The sequence below is a fragment of the Nonomuraea sp. NPDC050153 genome (genome assembly GCF_044460125.1).
Taxonomy (GTDB): domain Bacteria; phylum Actinomycetota; class Actinomycetes; order Streptosporangiales; family Streptosporangiaceae; genus Nonomuraea.
The window spans coordinates 51,952-66,352 of sequence record NZ_JBITJQ010000015.1 but is presented as its reverse complement, the minus strand read 5'-3'; the positions used below and the strand labels follow the sequence as shown (position 1 = coordinate 66,352).

The window sequence follows — 14,401 nt, the reverse complement described above, 5'->3', positions numbered from 1 at the left end:
GCCCACCGGCCGCGTTCACCGCGGCCAGGCGATGTCGTCAACCGCCAGGAACGGCTCCCCTGCCACGTTCACCGGGGTCACCCCGGTGAACGCCATGACGTCCCGGTGCAGGTGGGACTGGTCGGTGTAGCCGCCGTCGGCCGCGACCCGGGCCGCGCCCTCACCCGCGACCAGGCGGTGGGCGGCGTGGTCGAAGCGGACCAGCTTGGCGGCGCGCTTGGGCGGCAGGCCGAGCTGCGAGCGGAACCGGGACCACAGGCGCTTGCGGCTCCACCCGACCTCGGACGCCAGCCCGTCGACCCGGACCAGGCCGCGGCTGACGACGATCCGGTGCCAGGCCCAGGCCACCTCCGCGTCCACGGACGCCCCCGCCTCATGCCGGCGGGCGAGCAACTCGTCCGTCAGCGCGAAGCGATCCTGCCACGAGGAGACATCGTTCAGTCGCTCGCGGATCCGTGACGCCTCCCGGCCCCACAGGTCGTCGAGGGGCACCACGGCGCCGTCGAGGTCGGCCGGGGAGGCGCCCAGAACCGCGCGTGCGATCACCGGGGACAGCCGCACCTGCACGCACTCGACGTTCTCGCCCCGGGCCCAGACCGCGCCTCCGGACCCGAGCCCGGGCCCCGCGACCACGCTTCCCCGTTGCTGCCCCCCGGCGGCGCAGTCCATGACGGGGGAACCAGGGCCGAACTCCACGAGCAGCGTCACGGCCGGGTGCGGGACCATCCGGAGCGCGTCCAGCCGGCGCACCCGGAACCCGGCCATGGTGACGCCGGCCACCCGGCTGGGCCGCTGCGGGCACGCGACGTCCCACACCACCGCGCCGTGCACGAACGTCCCCACCGTCCCATGCTATTCGCGCCGGCCGCGGGAACATTTGTCCAATCCGCCGGCCCGTACCGGCGGCACAGTGGCCTCATGACTGTTCCTGAAAGCGACATCGAGGCCACCGAAAGTTCGACCCTGTCCCTCGGCGACGGCGACGTCCACGTGTGCCAGGACGGCCCCCGCGACGCCCCCGCGCTCCTGCTCGTCCACGGGACCGCGTCCTCGATCCGCTCGTGGGACGCGCTGGTTCCGCTGCTGACCGGTGCCCATCGCGTCATCCGGATCGACCTGCCCGGGCACGGCCGGTCGGCCGAGCCTGCCGACCGCGGCTATGCGCTCCCGGACCAGGGCCGCCGGGTCGGTGAGGCGCTGGACCGGCTCGGCGTCGAGCACGCCGTGGTCGTCGGCCACTCCAGCGGCGGCGTGGTCGCCACCGCCCTCGCCGAGCGACGGCCCGACCTGGTGACCGCGCTCGCGCTCGTCAACACCGGCCCCCGCATGAGCGCCTTCATCGCGCAGGAGCCCGCCGCGATCGGACCCTCGCAGTGGCCGCCGACCGACGAGCAGATCCGCCGGCTCGCGAGCACCGGGTTCAGCCGCGCGGGCTACCAGGTCCCGCAGGAGCTCGTGAACGATCTGCGCCGTATGACCTTCCACGCGTTCGCCACGGCGCCGCGGGCGGTCCAGGACTATCTGGAGCAGCGGGCGCTCCCGGACCGGCTGACGGGTCTCGGCAAGCCGCTGCTGGTGATCTTCGGCGAGGACGACCGGAGGTGGCGCTCCTCGTCCGCCGCCGACTACCGCGCCGTTCCGGGCGCGAGGATCGAGTTGCTGCCCGGCGTCGGGCACTCGCCCATTCTGGAGGATCCGCCGCGGACCGCCGCGCTCCTCCTGGCCTTCACCGCGGGCCGCTGACGCACCGGAGACGCGAAAACGGCGATGCCCCGAAGGACCTCGCCGTTGCCGTGAATCTTGTGGAGCTATGGGGATTCGAACCCCAGACCTCCTCCATGCCATGGAGGCGCGCTACCAACTGCGCTATAGCCCCTTACGATCACCAAGTGTATCGGAGATCGGGAGCGGCTGTGTCACGCCGAAGCCTCTGTGGTACGTCTATGGAGTTATGCCGACCTTTGAAGACCACCGAAGCCTGCTGACCGGGGTCGCGTACCGGATCCTGGGCAGTGTCGCCGACGCGGAAGACGTCGTGCAGGAGGCGTGGCTGCGCTGGTCGGGGGTGGACGAGGCGACCGTCGACGACCCCAAGGCGTACCTGATCAGGGTGACCTCGCGGCTGGCCATCGACCGGCTGCGGTGGGCGAAGTCGCGCCGGGAGTCGTACGTGGGACCGTGGCTGCCCGAGCCGATCAGCACGGCGCCCGACGTCGCCGAGCACGCCGAGCTGGCCGAGACGGTGGAGCTGGCCCTGCTCCTGGTGCTGGAGACGCTGTCGCCGCTGGAGCGGGCCGTGTTCGTGCTGCGGGAGGCGTTCGACCTGCCGTTCGCCGAGATCGCGGAGATCATCGGGCGGGCCGAGCCGGCGACCAGGCAGCTCGCGCGGCGGGCGCGGGACCACGTGCGGGAGCGGCGGCCCCGGTTCGACGTGGACCGGGAGGAGCGGCGGCGGATCACCGAGCGGTTCATCAGCGCCTCCGCCGGGGGCGACCTCGACGGGCTGATCGAGCTGTTCGCGAGCGAGGTCACGATGGTCAGCGACGGCGGCGGCAAGGCCCGGGCCGCGCTGCGGGCCATCACCGGCGCCGACAACGTCAGCCGCTGGCTGCTGTCGATCAACACCCCCGCCAACATCGCGGCGTTCATGGCCTCGATCGGCATGGCGGGGATCTCCGACCTGACCTTCGGGCTGGCGACCGTGAACAACGCCCCCGCGATGGTCGTCTCCGCGGGCGGGCGGGTGATCTCGGTCGCCTCGCTGCTGATCTCGGACGGCAAGATCGAGAAGATCTACCTCTTCGCGAACCCCGAGAAGATCGCCCACCTGGAGCCGGTCTGACGGCGGTGCGGTCAGGCCGTACGCCGGGTGGGGACGCGAGCCTCGCGGATCAGCGCGGTCAGGTCCACCCCGGCGTCCCGGAGGATCGCGGCGGCGCCGTTCGCGTGGTCGGCGAGCAGGCCCCACAGCAGGTCCTCGCCCGCGACCGGCCCGGGGCGCCACATGGCCACCTCGATCACCTTCCTGGCGTGCATGGCCAGCGGGATCTGCCCCAGCGGCCCGTACAGGGTCACCCGCAGGGGCCGCACCCGCGACCGCCGCAGGCTCCACAACCCGGGCACGTCCAGGCCCGCCCTGCTCCGGCGGTGCACGGCGTCGAGGTCGATCCCCAACGTGGCCAGCAGCGCCCGCGCGTCGCCCACGTCCACCCGCGCCCGCACGTCGGCCTCGGAGGCGGTGAACGACTCCAGCGAGAACGGCCGGACCTCGGCCACCCCCAGCAGCAGTAGATCGGCGTCGAGCGTGGACCGGCCCGCGTCGAGCGCGAGCGTCCCGGCCCTGACCACGGCCCTGCGGGCCCCCTCGGTGAACCTGGCGAACACGCGGCTACCTCCCCGTCCTTCGAGCATGCTTGCGATGAGCCGACTGCCGCCGAACCCCCAGCGCGTCGGCGATCTGCTCCCACGACCAGCCCTGGGCGCGGGCGTTCGACACGTGCGTCGCCTCCAGCTCCTCCAGCAGGGCCCTGAGCGCGGCCACGGCCGCCAGCCCCACTCCCGGGTCGCGATCGGCGGCCGCCTCGGCCAGCTCGGTGACTTCCATGGTGTCAGCATGTGCTGACAAGCACCCGCTTGTCAACACATGCTGACAGACATGATCGGAGTCGCTGACCGGCTAGCCCGCGCCGCCGCAGGTGGTGCGCATGGTCAGGGCGGCCTCTTCCAGCGAGAACGCGACCTCGACCCGTCCCAGCTCGGCCGTGCCCCGCACGTGGGTGCCGCCGCACGGGATGGACGCCTCGCCCGCCGGCAGCGAGCAGTGCCACGTGCGGCGGGCCGTCAGCCCCGGGCCCGGGACGTCCAGCCGGACCGGCGCGTCGGCCGCCACCCATGCCGCCAGCTGCTCGTTCGCCTGCTGGGCGATCTTCCCGAAGTCCACGCCCTCGGCGGAGAACCCCTTCTTGCGCAACGACTTGCCCAGGCGGTAGACGTCCACGCTGCCGTGCGGCTCGATCCTGGACGAGACGATCGCCGTCTGGTCGAAGTCGGGGTGCCCGAGCGGGTCGAGCGCGGCCTCCTTGCGCCAGTGGCCGGCCAGGGCCGCGTTCACGGCGAGGGCGGCCAGGTGGCAGGCGGTGTGGCCCGCCGAGAGCGCCGCCCGGAGATCGGCGTCCACCTCGAGCTCCACCTCCGCCCCCACGGGCAGCGGGGTCTCGGTGACGTGGACGACCAGCCAGTCCCAGCCCTCCTCAGTGCCGCGCCGCACCGGGATGGCGTCGCCGAGGAAGACCTCGCCGGCGCTCGACCGGGCCCCTGTCACGCAGTCGACGACCGGCAGGCCCCCGATCGTGCCCCGGTCCGCGGGCTGGTCGGGCCAGGTGTGGTCGAGGGGGTGGAACGGCGTCTCGGCGACGACGAGACCGTGCCGGTCCCCCACCGGCACGGCCCCGACGACCTGGGAACGACCGCTGGTGCGGCCGTCGGGGAAGGTGACGAGGGTGGATCTCACCCGGTCATTCTCGCAGGGGCCGGCTGCTCGTCCTCCAGGTAGCGGTTGCGGCCCGCGTACAGGCCGGTGAAGAGCTGCGCGACGAGCACCACGAAGATCAGCGTGTACGGCAGCGTCCACCCGCCGGTCGCCTCACGCAGCACGCCCACCAGCAGCGGACCGGCGCCGGCGATGAGATAACCCGCGCTCTGCCCGAACGCCGACAGCGCGGCCGTGGCCTCCGGCGTACGGGTGCGCAGGGCCAGCATCATCAGCGCCAGCGGGAACGAGCCCATGCCCACCGCCACCAGCGTCACCCAGAGCAGCGCCAGGGCGGGCGGCCCGACCCACAGCCCCAGGAACCCGGCCGCGTAGAACACGACGAGCCCGACCACGGCGGGACGCTGGTCGCGGAAGCGGGAGGCGACGACAGGGACGAGGATCGAGACCGGGATGTTCAGCGCGGTGAACACACCGAGGACCGCCCCGGCCTCCGACGTGCTGAACCCGCTGTCGGTGAGGATGGTGGCGAGCCAGCCGAACATCATGTACGCGATCATCGACTGGGTGCCGAAGTAGATCGCGATCATCCACGCCAGCCGGCTCCGGAGGAGACGGCGCAGGCCCGCATCCCGGCTGCCCGCGTCCCGCTCCGGCTCACTGCGCAGCAGCGCAAGCCACGGAATGGCGGCGACGGCGGCCAGGGCCGCCCACACGCCGAGCGCGATGTGCCAGTCGCCCGACGCGCGCTCGATCGGCACGGTCGCGGCGGCGGCCAGCATGGTGCCGACCGCCAGGGCCGTGGTGTAGACGGTGGTCATGATCCCGGTGCGAGCCGGGAAGTGGCGCTTGATCAGCGTGGGGATGAGCACGTTGCCGACCGCGCCGCCGGAGAGCGCCACGGCGCTGCTCAGCAGGAACACCGGGGCCGAGCCGACGAGCGACCTGACCAGCATGCCGACGCCCAGCGTGACGAGGGCGAGCAGGAGCAGCCGGTGCTCGCCGAGGCGCCTGGCCAGGGTGGGCGTGATCGCGCCCACGGTGGCGAAGGCGAGGACGGGCAGCGTGGTGAGCAGGCCGGTGCCGACGCTGGACATGCCCAGCGCGCCGGTCAGCTGGTCGAGGAGGGGGCCGACGCTGGTGACGGCGGTGCGGAGGTTGAGGGCGGCGAGGACGATTCCCAGCACGAGGAGCCAGGCGAGGGGTCCGGTGGTACGGCCTCGTGCCTCTTGGGTCAGCACACTCATGTCGGGGGCGGTCCTCCACTCATCAAGTCATAGGACGAATCGCCATCTTAACAGGACCGAAATATCCATTTATTCCTGGCCGCCCACCACCGCCCTCCGAGGCATCCCCGGTAACGCCACCGCAACGCGAGCGGGCGCGGCAGCCGACTCAGCACGAGCGAGGACGCGGGCGGCATCGCCCGTGCAGACTTTGGTGGTGCCGAGGCGCGGGTGAGGCGAGCGGATCGGTCGAGAGCGGCAGGCGTGGCGAATGGCGCAGGCGGCGTCGGACGCGCGGACTGACTAACGGTTGCGGCGGAGCACCCAGTAGAGGCCCACCACCGGGAGCACGAGCGGGATGAACGCGTACCCCTTCCCGTAGGCCGACCAGACCGTCTCGTCCGGGAAGGCGGCCGGGTCGAGGACGCTGAGGGTGCCGATGACCAGCACGCCGACCAGCTCGATCCCCAGCCCCACCAGCGCGAGGAGGCGCGCCCCGCGCCAGAGCGCGACGGTGAGGGCGATGTAGACGACGGCCGCGAGGGCCGACAGCGAGTACGCCAGCGGCGCCTGGTCGAACCTGCTCGCGATCTGCACCGCCGCACGGGCGCCGGCGGCCAGCGAGAACAGCCCGTAGACCGCGATCAGGGCACGCCCCGGCCCCGTGCCGATGGAGGTGGTCACGCGCCCCCCGCCCAGATCTGCAGCAGCCGCCCCGTCATCACCGCGATCGCGAACCCGGCCACGACCAGGATCGCCGAGCCCCACCTGCTCCGCTCCGCCAGCGCCAGGAACACCCCGGCGGGCGGGATCACCACCTGGCCCCCGACGTAGCCGAAGAGCGTGACCTTCTCGGCGGGCCCCTGGCCCCCGGCCACCGCCGCGATCACGAAACCCGCCTGCACCAGCACGGCCACCTCGAGCACGGCGAAGCCGATCAGCAGCACCATGCCCATCGGCCGGTTGCGGATCGCGACGATCAGGCTCGCCAGCATGAGCAGCAGCGAGATGACGATGACGATCGTGGAGATGACGGTGTTCATCGGGGCTAAGGCTATCCCCAGGGTGCCCCGGTCCCCATCCCGCGGGCCCGCATGAGGTGGGGGTCCCGCTACCGCCGCGGGATGGCGCGTTCGATGCCGTCGAGGACCCAGTTGAGGCCGCGTTCGAAGTTGTCGTCCGCCCCGCGCGCGTCGTCATGACGATGCTCGACACCACGATCGTCAATGTCGCGCTCGGCACCCTGGCCCGCGACTTCAGCACCACGCTCGCCACCATGCAGTGGGCGGTCACCGGCTACCTGCTGGCCCTGTCGATGACGGTCCCGGTCACCGGCTGGGCCGTGGGCAGGTTCGGCGCCAGGAACGTCTGGCTGGTCTCGCTCGTGCTGTTCGTCGCGGGCTCCGCGCTCACCGCCGCCGCCTGGTCGGTCGGGAGCCTGGTCGCCTTCCGGGCGGTGCAGGGGCTGGGCGGGGGCCTGCTCCTGCCCGTCGGCCAGATGATGCTGGCCAGGGCGGCCGGCCAGGAGCGGATGGGCCGCGCGATGGCCATGATCTCGCTCCCCGCGATGCTGGTGCCGGTGCTCGGGCCGCCGCTGGGCGGGGTGATCGTGGAGAGCCTCGGCTGGCGGTGGCTGTTCCTGATCAACGTGCCGATCTGCGCGGTGGCGCTGGCGGCGGCGTTCGTGCTGCTGCCCCGCGAGCCGGGCGCGAGCCCGCAGGGGCTCGACGTGCTGGGCCTGGCGGTGCTCTCGCCCGGCCTGGCCGCGCTGGTCTACGGGCTGTCCGAGATCGGCAACGGGGCCTCCGCGCTCCATCCCGCGCTGTGGATCGGCGTGGCGCTGGTCGCCGCGTTCGCCGTGCGCGCGCTGCGGACGGCGGGCACGCTGCTGGACCTGCGGTTGTTCGGGAACAGGACGTTCGCCGCCGCTGTGGGCGCGCTCGTGTGCTACTCGGCGGCCATGTTCGGCTTCACGGTGCTCGTGCCCCTCTACAGCCAGCTCGCGCAGGGCGGGAGCGCGCTTGAGGCGGGCCTGCTGCTGGCCCCGATGGGGATCGGCGCGGCGATCACGATGCCGGTCGCGGGCAGGCTGACCGACAGCAGGGGGCCGCGCGGGGTCGGCGCGGCGGGCGTGGTCGTGGCGGTGGCGGGCATCGCCGGATTCGCCGTCTTCGGCGGTCTCGTGCCGATGTTCGTCCTGGGGCTCGGGCACGGGCTGGTGTCGACGTCGCTGATGGCGGCCGCGTTCAGGACGCTGGAGCCGGTCGCCATCCCGGCCGCGACCACGCTGAGCGTGATCGCGGTGCGGCTCGCCTCGCCGTTCGGCGTGGCGGTGCTGGCCGTGCTGTTGCAGGTGTTCACCAGGACGGGCGTGGAACGGCCCTTCACGTACGCGTTCGGCGTCGCGATCGCGCTGGCGGCCGTCTCGCTGGTGCCGATCGCGCTCATAGGATCGAAGGCATGGAGAGGATCCTCGTCAGCGCCTGCCTGATGGGCCGCCGGGTGCGCTACGACGGTCGCGCCAAGACCAGCTCGGACGCCCGGCTCGCCGCGTGGCGCGAGGAGGGGCGACTGGTGCCGCACTGCCCCGAGGTGTCGGGCGGGCTGCCGACCCCGCGCCCCGCCGCCGAGATCGAGCGCGGCGCGGGCGGGGCGGCCGTCCTGTCCGGGACCGCCCGCGTGCTGGCGACCGACGGGTCCGATGTGACGGCCGAGTTCGTGGCGGGCGCGGAGTCGGCGCTGGCCGTGGCTCGCTCGCAGGGCATCCGGCTGGCGGTGCTGAAGGAGGGCAGCCCGTCGTGCGGCGCGCTGTCGATCAACGACGGCTCGTTCAGCGGGCGGCGCAGCCCCGGCCAGGGCGTCACGACGGCGCTGCTCGAACAGCACGGCATCCGCGTCTTCACCGAGGACCACCTCGACGAGGCCGCCGACTACCTGCGGACCCTGGAGACGTAGGCGCCGGCTGCCCGCGCACCCTGGACACGTAGAAGGAGCCCGCCAGCCCCGCGGCGAGCACGGCCGCCATCGCGCTGTGATACCAGCTCAGCAGCGTGCTCGACGGGCCCGCCCCGAGCGCCAGCGACAGGATCCCCAGCAGCACCCCGCCGAGCGCGGCGGCATGGCTGTAGATGAGCCCGTCCCAGGCCCACGCGCGCTCGGCCAGCACGCCGTACGCCCCGGCGAACGTGGCCGCGGCGCACAGCGTCTCCACGATCGCGGCCGGCACGATCACGGGCTCGCGTACCGGTCCGGCCGCGATCCCGGCGTGCAGCAGCGCGAACGAGAGGAAGATCAGCCCGTACAGCAGCGACAGCCAGCCCAGAGCCCTGCGAAGTACGTCCATGCGTTCACCCTGGCACCCGTGGCGGGCCGGCGAATCGTCCCCAGGGAGGCGGCGTGGATACCGCGTCCGCCGTAGGCGGTCAGTACTCCCAGGTGTCGGTGCGCTGCTCGTGGCTGATGCAGAACACCCCCGTGCCGTGCGCGCCCTTGACCAGGTCCACCCTGATCCAGCCGGTGGCGCGGGCGACCTTGGCGGTGTAGCCGCTGACCGGGGTGGCCGACACCAGGCGGCACCCCTCCGGGCCGAGCGTGAACGCCACCTCGCCGCCCTTGACCTTCACCACTTTCAGCGGCTTGCGCGGCTCGGGGCTCTTGGCCGGCTTCCGCTGCGTACGACTCGGGGTGGGCGTCGCGGAAGGAGCGCGGCGGGTGGGACCGGTGGTGGGGCTCGCGGTGGGGCTGCTGGTGGGGCTGGTGGTGGGGCTCGCGGAGGGGCTGCTGGTGGGGCTGGTGATGGTCAGCGGGGCGTCGTCGGCCGCGATCGTCTGGGCGACGAAGGGCTCCACGTCCACGTCGTCCACGAACTCCTCCCGCAGCACGCCCCGCACGCCGAACCACGAGACCGACACTGCGACCGCGGTGGCACCGCACCAGATCGCCGCATATCGAAGGGCTCGACGCATGAGACGAATTATGTCCGCTTGATCGGTACGGTTGGGCGCATGGCGACGGTTCTCGTAGTGGAAGACGATGAATTCGTCAGATCAGCGATCATCCACGAGCTCGGCAGGCGCGGGCACGCCGTCCGCAGCGCCGGGTGCGCGCTCGACGCGCTCAGGGAGATCTCGCAGCGCCCGCCGGACGCCGTCGTCCTCGACCTCGGCCTGCCCGACCTGGACGGGTCCGAGGCGCTGCGCATGGTCCGCGGCGTCTCCGACGTGCCCGTCATCGTGGCCACGGCCCGCGACGAGGAGGCGGAGATCGTCCGGCTGTTACGCGCGGGCGCCGACGACTACCTGGTCAAGCCGTTCTCCGGCGACCATCTCAGCGCCCGGCTGGACGCCGTGCTGCGCAGGGCCAGGTCCGCGCCGGCGCCCCAGACGTTCCGCGTGGGCGGCCTGGAGGTGGACGTGGGGCGGCGCGAGGCCGCGCTCGACGGCGGCCCGCTCTCGCTGACCAGGCGGGAGTTCGACCTGCTCGCCTACCTCGCCGCCCGCGCCGACCGCGTCGTCACCCGCCAGGAGCTGCTGGCCGAGGTCTGGCGGCAGTCGTACGGCGACGACCAGACGATCGACGTGCACCTGTCGTGGCTGCGGCGCAAGCTCGGCGAGAGCGCCGCCCGGCCGCGTTACCTGCACACGGTCCGGGGCGTCGGCGTGATGCTGTCGGCGCCCCGATGAGAGCGCCCCGGATGAGAACATCCCGGATGAGTGCGCCGCCGAGAGCATCCCGATGAGGCGGACTCTGGCGGTGCTGATGGTCGCGGTCACCTCGATGGTCGCGCTGGCCTTCCTGGTGCCGCTGGCGATGATCGTCAAGGAGACCGCGCAGAGCAGGGCGCTGGCGGGCGCCGAGCGGCAGGCGTCGGCGCTGGTCCCCGTACTGGCGCTGACGACCAGGAGCGACGACCTCGGACACGCCATGGCCCGCACCGACGCCGGACGGCGCGGCCTGCTGGCCGTCCACGTCAAGGGCGGCGCGACGCAGGGCACCTCCCGCGCGCCCGCCGCCGAGGTGGCCAGGGCCGCCCGCGAGACCAGGGCGAGCACGGTCGAGCTGGACGGCGGATATGTGCTGCTGCGCCCGGTCGCGCTGGACGAGGACCGGGGCGCGGTGATCGAGGTGTTCGTGCCCGCCGCCGACCTCCACCGGGGCGTCTTCACGTCATGGGCGGTCCTGACCGGGGTGGCCGTGGCGCTGGTGCTCGGCTCGGTGCTGGTCGGCGACCGGCTCGGGGCGCGGGTCGTGCGGGCGGCGCGCCGGCTCGGCACGGCCGCGACCGCGCTGGGCGCCGGTGACCTGAGCGAACGCGTCTACCCCGACGGGCCGCCCGAGCTCAAGGCGGCCGCGACCGCGTTCAACGCCATGGCGAACCGCGTCACCCAGCTCCTGGCGGCCGAGCGGGAGCTGGCCGCCGACCTCTCCCACCGGCTCCGCACCCCGCTGACCGCGCTCAAGCTCAGCCTGGACCAGCTCGGGCCGCAGGCGGAGCCCGGCAGGCAGGCGCTGGCCAGGCTGGAGGGCGAGGTGGACACGATCATCGCGGCGGCCCGCCGGCCGTCACGGGCGGCCAGGTCGTGCGACGCGGCCGAGGTGCTGCGCGAGCGGCTGACGTTCTGGTCGGCGCTGGCAGAGGATCAGCGGCGCCCGTGGGAGCTGGTCGGGGCCACGCTTCCGGTACGGGTGCCCGTACCGGCCGGCGAGCTGACGGCGGTGGTGGACGCGCTGCTCGGGAACGTGTTCAGGCACACGCCGGAGGGCACGGCGTTCGGCGTCACCCTGCACGAGGGCCAGGACACCGTCGGCATCCTGATCGCCGACGCGGGGCCCGGCATCGCGGACCCGGAGTCGGCGATGGAGCGGGGCAGCAGCGGCAGCGGGTCCACCGGGCTCGGGCTGGACATCGCGCGCAGGCTCGCCGAGTCGACCGGGGGGCGGGTGCGGCTGGACCGGGCGGCGCTGGGCGGGGCACAGGTGCAGGTGTGGTTGCGTACTGAAATAGCAGCTAAGCCAGCCTTAAAGAACACTTAAGCCCGAAGTTTCGCTCTTTCGAGTGCATCAAGGTGATCTGCATGCAGATCACCCGCAAGGCGCTCGTCGCCACCACCCTGGCCGCCCCCACGCTGCTCGTGCTCGCCGTCGCCCCCGGCACGGCCTCCGCGCACGGAACCATGAGCAACCCGCCCAGCCGCACCATGGTCTGCTACAGCGAGGGCCCGGAGAACCCGAAGTCGGCCGCCTGCAAGCAGGCCGTGGCCATCGGCGGCACGCAGCCGCTGTACGACTGGAACGAGGTCAACATCGCCGACGCGGCGGGCCGGCACCGGCAGATCATCCCGGACGGCAAGCTGTGCAGCGCGGGGCGGGACAAGTACCGCGGGTTCGACCAGGCGCGGGCGGACTGGCCCGCGACGACCCTGGCGAGCGGCGCGTCCCACACGTTCAGGTATCGGGCGACCGCGCCGCACAAGGGGTCGTTCGAGCTCTACATCACCAAGGACGGCTACGACCCGGCCAGGCCGCTGAAGTGGTCGGACCTGGAGGCCAAGCCGTTCCAGACCGTGCAGAACCCGGTGGTGACGGACGGCTTCTACACGATGGCCGCCAAGCTGCCCGCCAGGCAGGGACGGCACCTGATCTACGCGATCTGGCAGCGCAGCGACAGCCCCGAGGCGTTCTACTCCTGCTCGGACGTGGTCTTCGGCCAGGCCAACCCCGCCCCCGCCCCCACGCCCACCGGCACCCCGACGGCCACCCCCAAGCCCACCCCCACGTCGACACCCCCGTCGACGCCCACGCAGCCCTCCGGTGACCTGCCGGCCGTCAACGCGGGCGTCGGCCTCGCCCCCGCCGCGGCCAGGGTGGGCCAGCAGGTGCGGGTGACGGCGGTCTGCGGCGGTTCGAAGGTGCGCGACGTGACCTCCGGCGCCTTCGCCACGGTCAGGAGCCGCCCCGGTGCGCCCGCGGCCACCTGGTCACAGGCTCTGAAGGCGGTCAAGGCGGGCCGGTTCGCGGTGACGGTGCGCTGCGAGAACGGCGGCGTGGCGCGTACCGGTCTGACCGTCAGCTGATCGGGAAAGCAACCCGACCCATTTCCCGGAAACCTTCCCGCGTTCCCAGGAGTCGTACAGGTTGGGGCGCGTCGGAATACGGGGGATTCGTGGAGAGCGTTCCTCGTACGGCGCGTAAGGGGGCCCGATTTCACATCGAAACGGGGAAGGGACTCGGCAATGCCTGTCGACCTGAACAACGCACAACCTCTGGCCTGGGACTCGGCCACGCTCGACGCGGACACCAAGGCGATGCTCGACAATCTCCAGCCGAACATCCTGCGCGCCCACGTGCGCGAGCACCTGTCCGTGCTGTTCGTCCGGTTCAACGACGTGGCGGAAGGAAAGGCGTTCCTGCGGCACGTCGCGACCACCAGGATGAAGTCGGCCCGCAAGCACCTGGAGGAGGTGCGCGACTTCAACGCGCGAGGCGGCCGCGGCACGCCGTATGTGGGCATCGGCATCAGCAAGGCCGGATACCGCGACCTCGGCCACTCGGTCGAGGAGGTGCGCAGGTTCGAGGACAGGGTCTTCCGCGACGGCATGAAGCGGCGCGTGGCCGAGGTCGCCGACCCGCCCGTGGAGACGTGGGAGCGCACGTACCAGCGGGAGATCCACGCCGTCATCCTGATCGGCGACGCGGAGCCCGAGCCGGTGGCGGCGCTGCGCGAGGAGATCCTCGGCGAGCTGCCGGAGAGCGCGCGGCTGCTCGGTGAGGAGACCGGCCAGGGCATGCGCAACCCCGCCGGCGACGGCATCGAGCACTTCGGGTACGTGGACGGCCGCAGCCAGCCGCTGTTCGTGAAGGACGAGGTGGACAAGGAGCCGAAGAAGCACTGGAACCCGGCCTTCCCGCTGAGCAACGTGCTCGTGCCCGACCCGTTCGCGCCGAACCCCGTCCGTCACCACGGCAGCTACCTGGTGTTCAGGAAGCTGGAGCAGAACGTGCGGGCGTTCAAGCAGATCGAGCAGGAGCTGGCCGACGGCCTGGGCCTGGTCGGCGCCGACCGCGACCGGGCGGGCGCCATGCTCGTCGGCCGGTTCAAGGACGGCACGCCCTTGACCGGCAAGCCCAAGCCGGGCGGCGGGCCGGTGGGCAACGACTTCACCTTCGACGGCGACGACGGCACGAAGTGCCCGTTCAGCGGGCACATCAGGAAGACGAACCCGCGCTCGTTCGGGCGTGAGGTGCTCATGGCGCGGCGCGGGCAGACGTACGGCGAGCGCGCCGACGAGCCGTGGGACGACTCGCCGCCGGAGACCCGGCCGAGCGGTGAGGTCGGCCTGCTGTTCATGGCGTTCAACGGCAGTCTGCTGAGCCAGTTCGAGTTCACGCAGCAGTCGTGGGCGAACAACCCGGACTTCGAGAACCCGGCCACCGGCCACGACCCGGTGATCGGCCAGGGCGATCGGGACATCAAGGTCGCGTTCCCGAAGGTCTGGGGCAAGCCCGAGCTGTCGGCGCCGCAGGCGCAGGTGGCCCAGACGGTCACGATGAAGGGCGGCGAGTACTTCTTCGCGCCGTCGCTGGCGTACCTGCGGAACCTGTAGCCGGAAAGGCCGGGCGTGGCCCGGCCTTTCCCCGTGCGATACGAAGAAGTATGTACGCCCGGTTCAGCCCGCCGGAGGAGGAG

At 72.6% G+C, this 14,401-nt stretch carries 17 protein-coding genes and 1 tRNA gene; 8 read left to right on the top strand and 10 right to left on the bottom strand.

What is annotated here, in order from left to right; all coding sequences use genetic code 11:
• Positions 1-15 precede the first annotated feature (15 nt).
• Positions 16-843, bottom strand: a complete 828-nt coding sequence (locus tag ACIBQ1_RS32265) for a helix-turn-helix domain-containing protein (RefSeq protein WP_397283062.1) — start codon at positions 841-843, stop codon at positions 16-18.
• 75 nt (positions 844-918) lie between these two features.
• Between ACIBQ1_RS32265 and ACIBQ1_RS32260 the strand changes: the two genes are divergently transcribed.
• Entirely contained in the window at positions 919-1,743 is an 825-nt protein-coding gene (locus ACIBQ1_RS32260; protein WP_397283061.1) for an alpha/beta fold hydrolase, read from the top strand.
• Between the two features lie 60 nt (positions 1,744-1,803).
• On the opposite strand, the gene ACIBQ1_RS32255 is transcribed toward ACIBQ1_RS32260, so the two are convergent.
• Positions 1,804-1,876 (bottom strand) — tRNA-Ala (locus tag ACIBQ1_RS32255).
• 75 nt (positions 1,877-1,951) lie between these two features.
• Here ACIBQ1_RS32255 and ACIBQ1_RS32250 point away from each other — a divergent pair.
• A complete protein-coding gene (locus ACIBQ1_RS32250) occupies positions 1,952-2,842 on the top strand; it encodes an RNA polymerase sigma-70 factor (protein ID WP_397283060.1) in 891 nt (296 codons plus the stop codon).
• Positions 2,843-2,853: 11 nt separating this feature from the next.
• Here ACIBQ1_RS32250 and ACIBQ1_RS32245 read toward each other — a convergent pair whose 3' ends face one another.
• The 6 genes from ACIBQ1_RS32245 to ACIBQ1_RS32220 all read right to left on the bottom strand — a co-directional run bounded on the left by ACIBQ1_RS32245 (position 2,854) and on the right by ACIBQ1_RS32220 (position 6,758).
• Positions 2,854-3,384: a Clp protease N-terminal domain-containing protein gene (locus ACIBQ1_RS32245; RefSeq protein WP_397283059.1), complete on the bottom strand. Its 531-nt coding sequence runs from the start codon at positions 3,382-3,384 to the stop codon at positions 2,854-2,856.
• A gap of 4 nt (positions 3,385-3,388) precedes the next feature.
• Positions 3,389-3,604: a helix-turn-helix domain-containing protein gene (locus ACIBQ1_RS32240; protein ID WP_185078147.1), complete on the bottom strand. Its 216-nt coding sequence runs from the start codon at positions 3,602-3,604 to the stop codon at positions 3,389-3,391.
• A 72-nt stretch (positions 3,605-3,676) separates the two neighbouring features.
• Entirely contained in the window at positions 3,677-4,510 is an 834-nt protein-coding gene (locus tag ACIBQ1_RS32235) for a metal-dependent hydrolase (RefSeq protein ID WP_397283058.1), read from the bottom strand.
• Positions 4,507-5,736, bottom strand: a complete 1,230-nt coding sequence (locus ACIBQ1_RS32230; RefSeq protein WP_397283057.1) for a CynX/NimT family MFS transporter — start codon at positions 5,734-5,736, stop codon at positions 4,507-4,509. The genes ACIBQ1_RS32235 and ACIBQ1_RS32230 overlap by 4 nt, the downstream gene beginning before the upstream one ends.
• A gap of 282 nt (positions 5,737-6,018) precedes the next feature.
• Positions 6,019-6,399 carry a hypothetical protein gene (locus ACIBQ1_RS32225; RefSeq protein ID WP_397283056.1) on the bottom strand — a complete coding sequence of 127 codons (381 nt, stop codon included), beginning with the start codon at positions 6,397-6,399 and terminating at the stop codon, positions 6,019-6,021.
• Entirely contained in the window at positions 6,396-6,758 is a 363-nt protein-coding gene (locus ACIBQ1_RS32220; protein WP_397283055.1) for a hypothetical protein, read from the bottom strand. Before ACIBQ1_RS32220 ends, ACIBQ1_RS32225 begins: the two co-directional genes overlap by 4 nt.
• 155 nt (positions 6,759-6,913) lie before the next feature.
• On the opposite strand from ACIBQ1_RS32220, the gene ACIBQ1_RS32215 reads away from it, so the two are divergent.
• Both ACIBQ1_RS32215 and ACIBQ1_RS32210 read left to right on the top strand, forming a co-directional pair.
• Positions 6,914-8,206, top strand: a complete 1,293-nt coding sequence (locus ACIBQ1_RS32215; RefSeq protein WP_397283054.1) for a DHA2 family efflux MFS transporter permease subunit — start codon at positions 6,914-6,916, stop codon at positions 8,204-8,206.
• The gene (locus ACIBQ1_RS32210; RefSeq protein WP_397283053.1) at positions 8,176-8,670 is read left to right on the top strand and encodes a DUF523 domain-containing protein; all 495 of its coding nucleotides are present in this window, start codon (positions 8,176-8,178) and stop codon (positions 8,668-8,670) included. Before ACIBQ1_RS32215 ends, ACIBQ1_RS32210 begins: the two co-directional genes overlap by 31 nt.
• On the opposite strand, the gene ACIBQ1_RS32205 is transcribed toward ACIBQ1_RS32210, so the two are convergent.
• Together ACIBQ1_RS32205 and ACIBQ1_RS32200 are read right to left on the bottom strand one after the other, a co-directional pair.
• Positions 8,615-9,058 (bottom strand): hypothetical protein, encoded by a 444-nt coding sequence (locus ACIBQ1_RS32205; protein ID WP_397283052.1) that lies wholly within the window; start codon positions 9,056-9,058, stop codon positions 8,615-8,617. The two genes, ACIBQ1_RS32210 and ACIBQ1_RS32205, sit on opposite strands and share 56 nt — an antisense overlap.
• A gap of 79 nt (positions 9,059-9,137) precedes the next feature.
• Positions 9,138-9,680: a hypothetical protein gene (locus ACIBQ1_RS32200; RefSeq protein WP_397283051.1), complete on the bottom strand. Its 543-nt coding sequence runs from the start codon at positions 9,678-9,680 to the stop codon at positions 9,138-9,140.
• Between the two features lie 39 nt (positions 9,681-9,719).
• Here ACIBQ1_RS32200 and ACIBQ1_RS32195 point away from each other — a divergent pair, with 39 nt between their 5' ends.
• The 4 genes from ACIBQ1_RS32195 (at position 9,720) to ACIBQ1_RS32180 (ending at position 14,318) form a co-directional block, all read left to right on the top strand.
• Positions 9,720-10,397, top strand: coding sequence for a response regulator transcription factor (locus ACIBQ1_RS32195; protein ID WP_355374782.1), 678 nt, complete (start codon positions 9,720-9,722; stop codon positions 10,395-10,397).
• A gap of 52 nt (positions 10,398-10,449) precedes the next feature.
• Positions 10,450-11,748, top strand: coding sequence for a sensor histidine kinase (locus tag ACIBQ1_RS32190; protein ID WP_397283050.1), 1,299 nt, complete (start codon positions 10,450-10,452; stop codon positions 11,746-11,748).
• 41 nt (positions 11,749-11,789) lie between these two features.
• Positions 11,790-12,788 (top strand): lytic polysaccharide monooxygenase, encoded by a 999-nt coding sequence (locus ACIBQ1_RS32185; protein ID WP_397283049.1) that lies wholly within the window; start codon positions 11,790-11,792, stop codon positions 12,786-12,788.
• Between the two features lie 159 nt (positions 12,789-12,947).
• A complete protein-coding gene (locus ACIBQ1_RS32180) occupies positions 12,948-14,318 on the top strand; it encodes a Dyp-type peroxidase (protein ID WP_397283048.1) in 1,371 nt (456 codons plus the stop codon).
• Positions 14,319-14,401: the final 83 nt, after the last annotated feature.

What these genes read in the sequence shown, in the direction of transcription:
- ACIBQ1_RS32260 (WP_397283061.1), top strand. Translation starts at nt 919, where the DNA reads ATGACTGTTCCTGAAAGCGACATCGAGGCCACCGAAAGTTCGACCCTG.
- ACIBQ1_RS32250 (WP_397283060.1), top strand. Translation starts at nt 1,952, where the DNA reads ATGCCGACCTTTGAAGACCACCGAAGCCTGCTGACCGGGGTCGCGTAC.
- ACIBQ1_RS32240 (WP_185078147.1), bottom strand. Translation starts at nt 3,604, where the DNA reads ATGGAAGTCACCGAGCTGGCCGAGGCGGCCGCCGATCGCGACCCGGGA.
- ACIBQ1_RS32230 (WP_397283057.1), bottom strand. Translation starts at nt 5,736, where the DNA reads ATGAGTGTGCTGACCCAAGAGGCACGAGGCCGTACCACCGGACCCCTC.
- ACIBQ1_RS32220 (WP_397283055.1), bottom strand. Translation starts at nt 6,758, where the DNA reads ATGAACACCGTCATCTCCACGATCGTCATCGTCATCTCGCTGCTGCTC.
- ACIBQ1_RS32215 (WP_397283054.1), top strand. Translation starts at nt 6,914, where the DNA reads ATGACGATGCTCGACACCACGATCGTCAATGTCGCGCTCGGCACCCTG.
- ACIBQ1_RS32210 (WP_397283053.1), top strand. Translation starts at nt 8,176, where the DNA reads ATGGAGAGGATCCTCGTCAGCGCCTGCCTGATGGGCCGCCGGGTGCGC.
- ACIBQ1_RS32205 (WP_397283052.1), bottom strand. Translation starts at nt 9,058, where the DNA reads ATGGACGTACTTCGCAGGGCTCTGGGCTGGCTGTCGCTGCTGTACGGG.
- ACIBQ1_RS32200 (WP_397283051.1), bottom strand. Translation starts at nt 9,680, where the DNA reads ATGCGTCGAGCCCTTCGATATGCGGCGATCTGGTGCGGTGCCACCGCG.
- ACIBQ1_RS32195 (WP_355374782.1), top strand. Translation starts at nt 9,720, where the DNA reads ATGGCGACGGTTCTCGTAGTGGAAGACGATGAATTCGTCAGATCAGCG.
- ACIBQ1_RS32190 (WP_397283050.1), top strand. Translation starts at nt 10,450, where the DNA reads ATGAGGCGGACTCTGGCGGTGCTGATGGTCGCGGTCACCTCGATGGTC.
- ACIBQ1_RS32185 (WP_397283049.1), top strand. Translation starts at nt 11,790, where the DNA reads ATGCAGATCACCCGCAAGGCGCTCGTCGCCACCACCCTGGCCGCCCCC.
- ACIBQ1_RS32180 (WP_397283048.1), top strand. Translation starts at nt 12,948, where the DNA reads ATGCCTGTCGACCTGAACAACGCACAACCTCTGGCCTGGGACTCGGCC.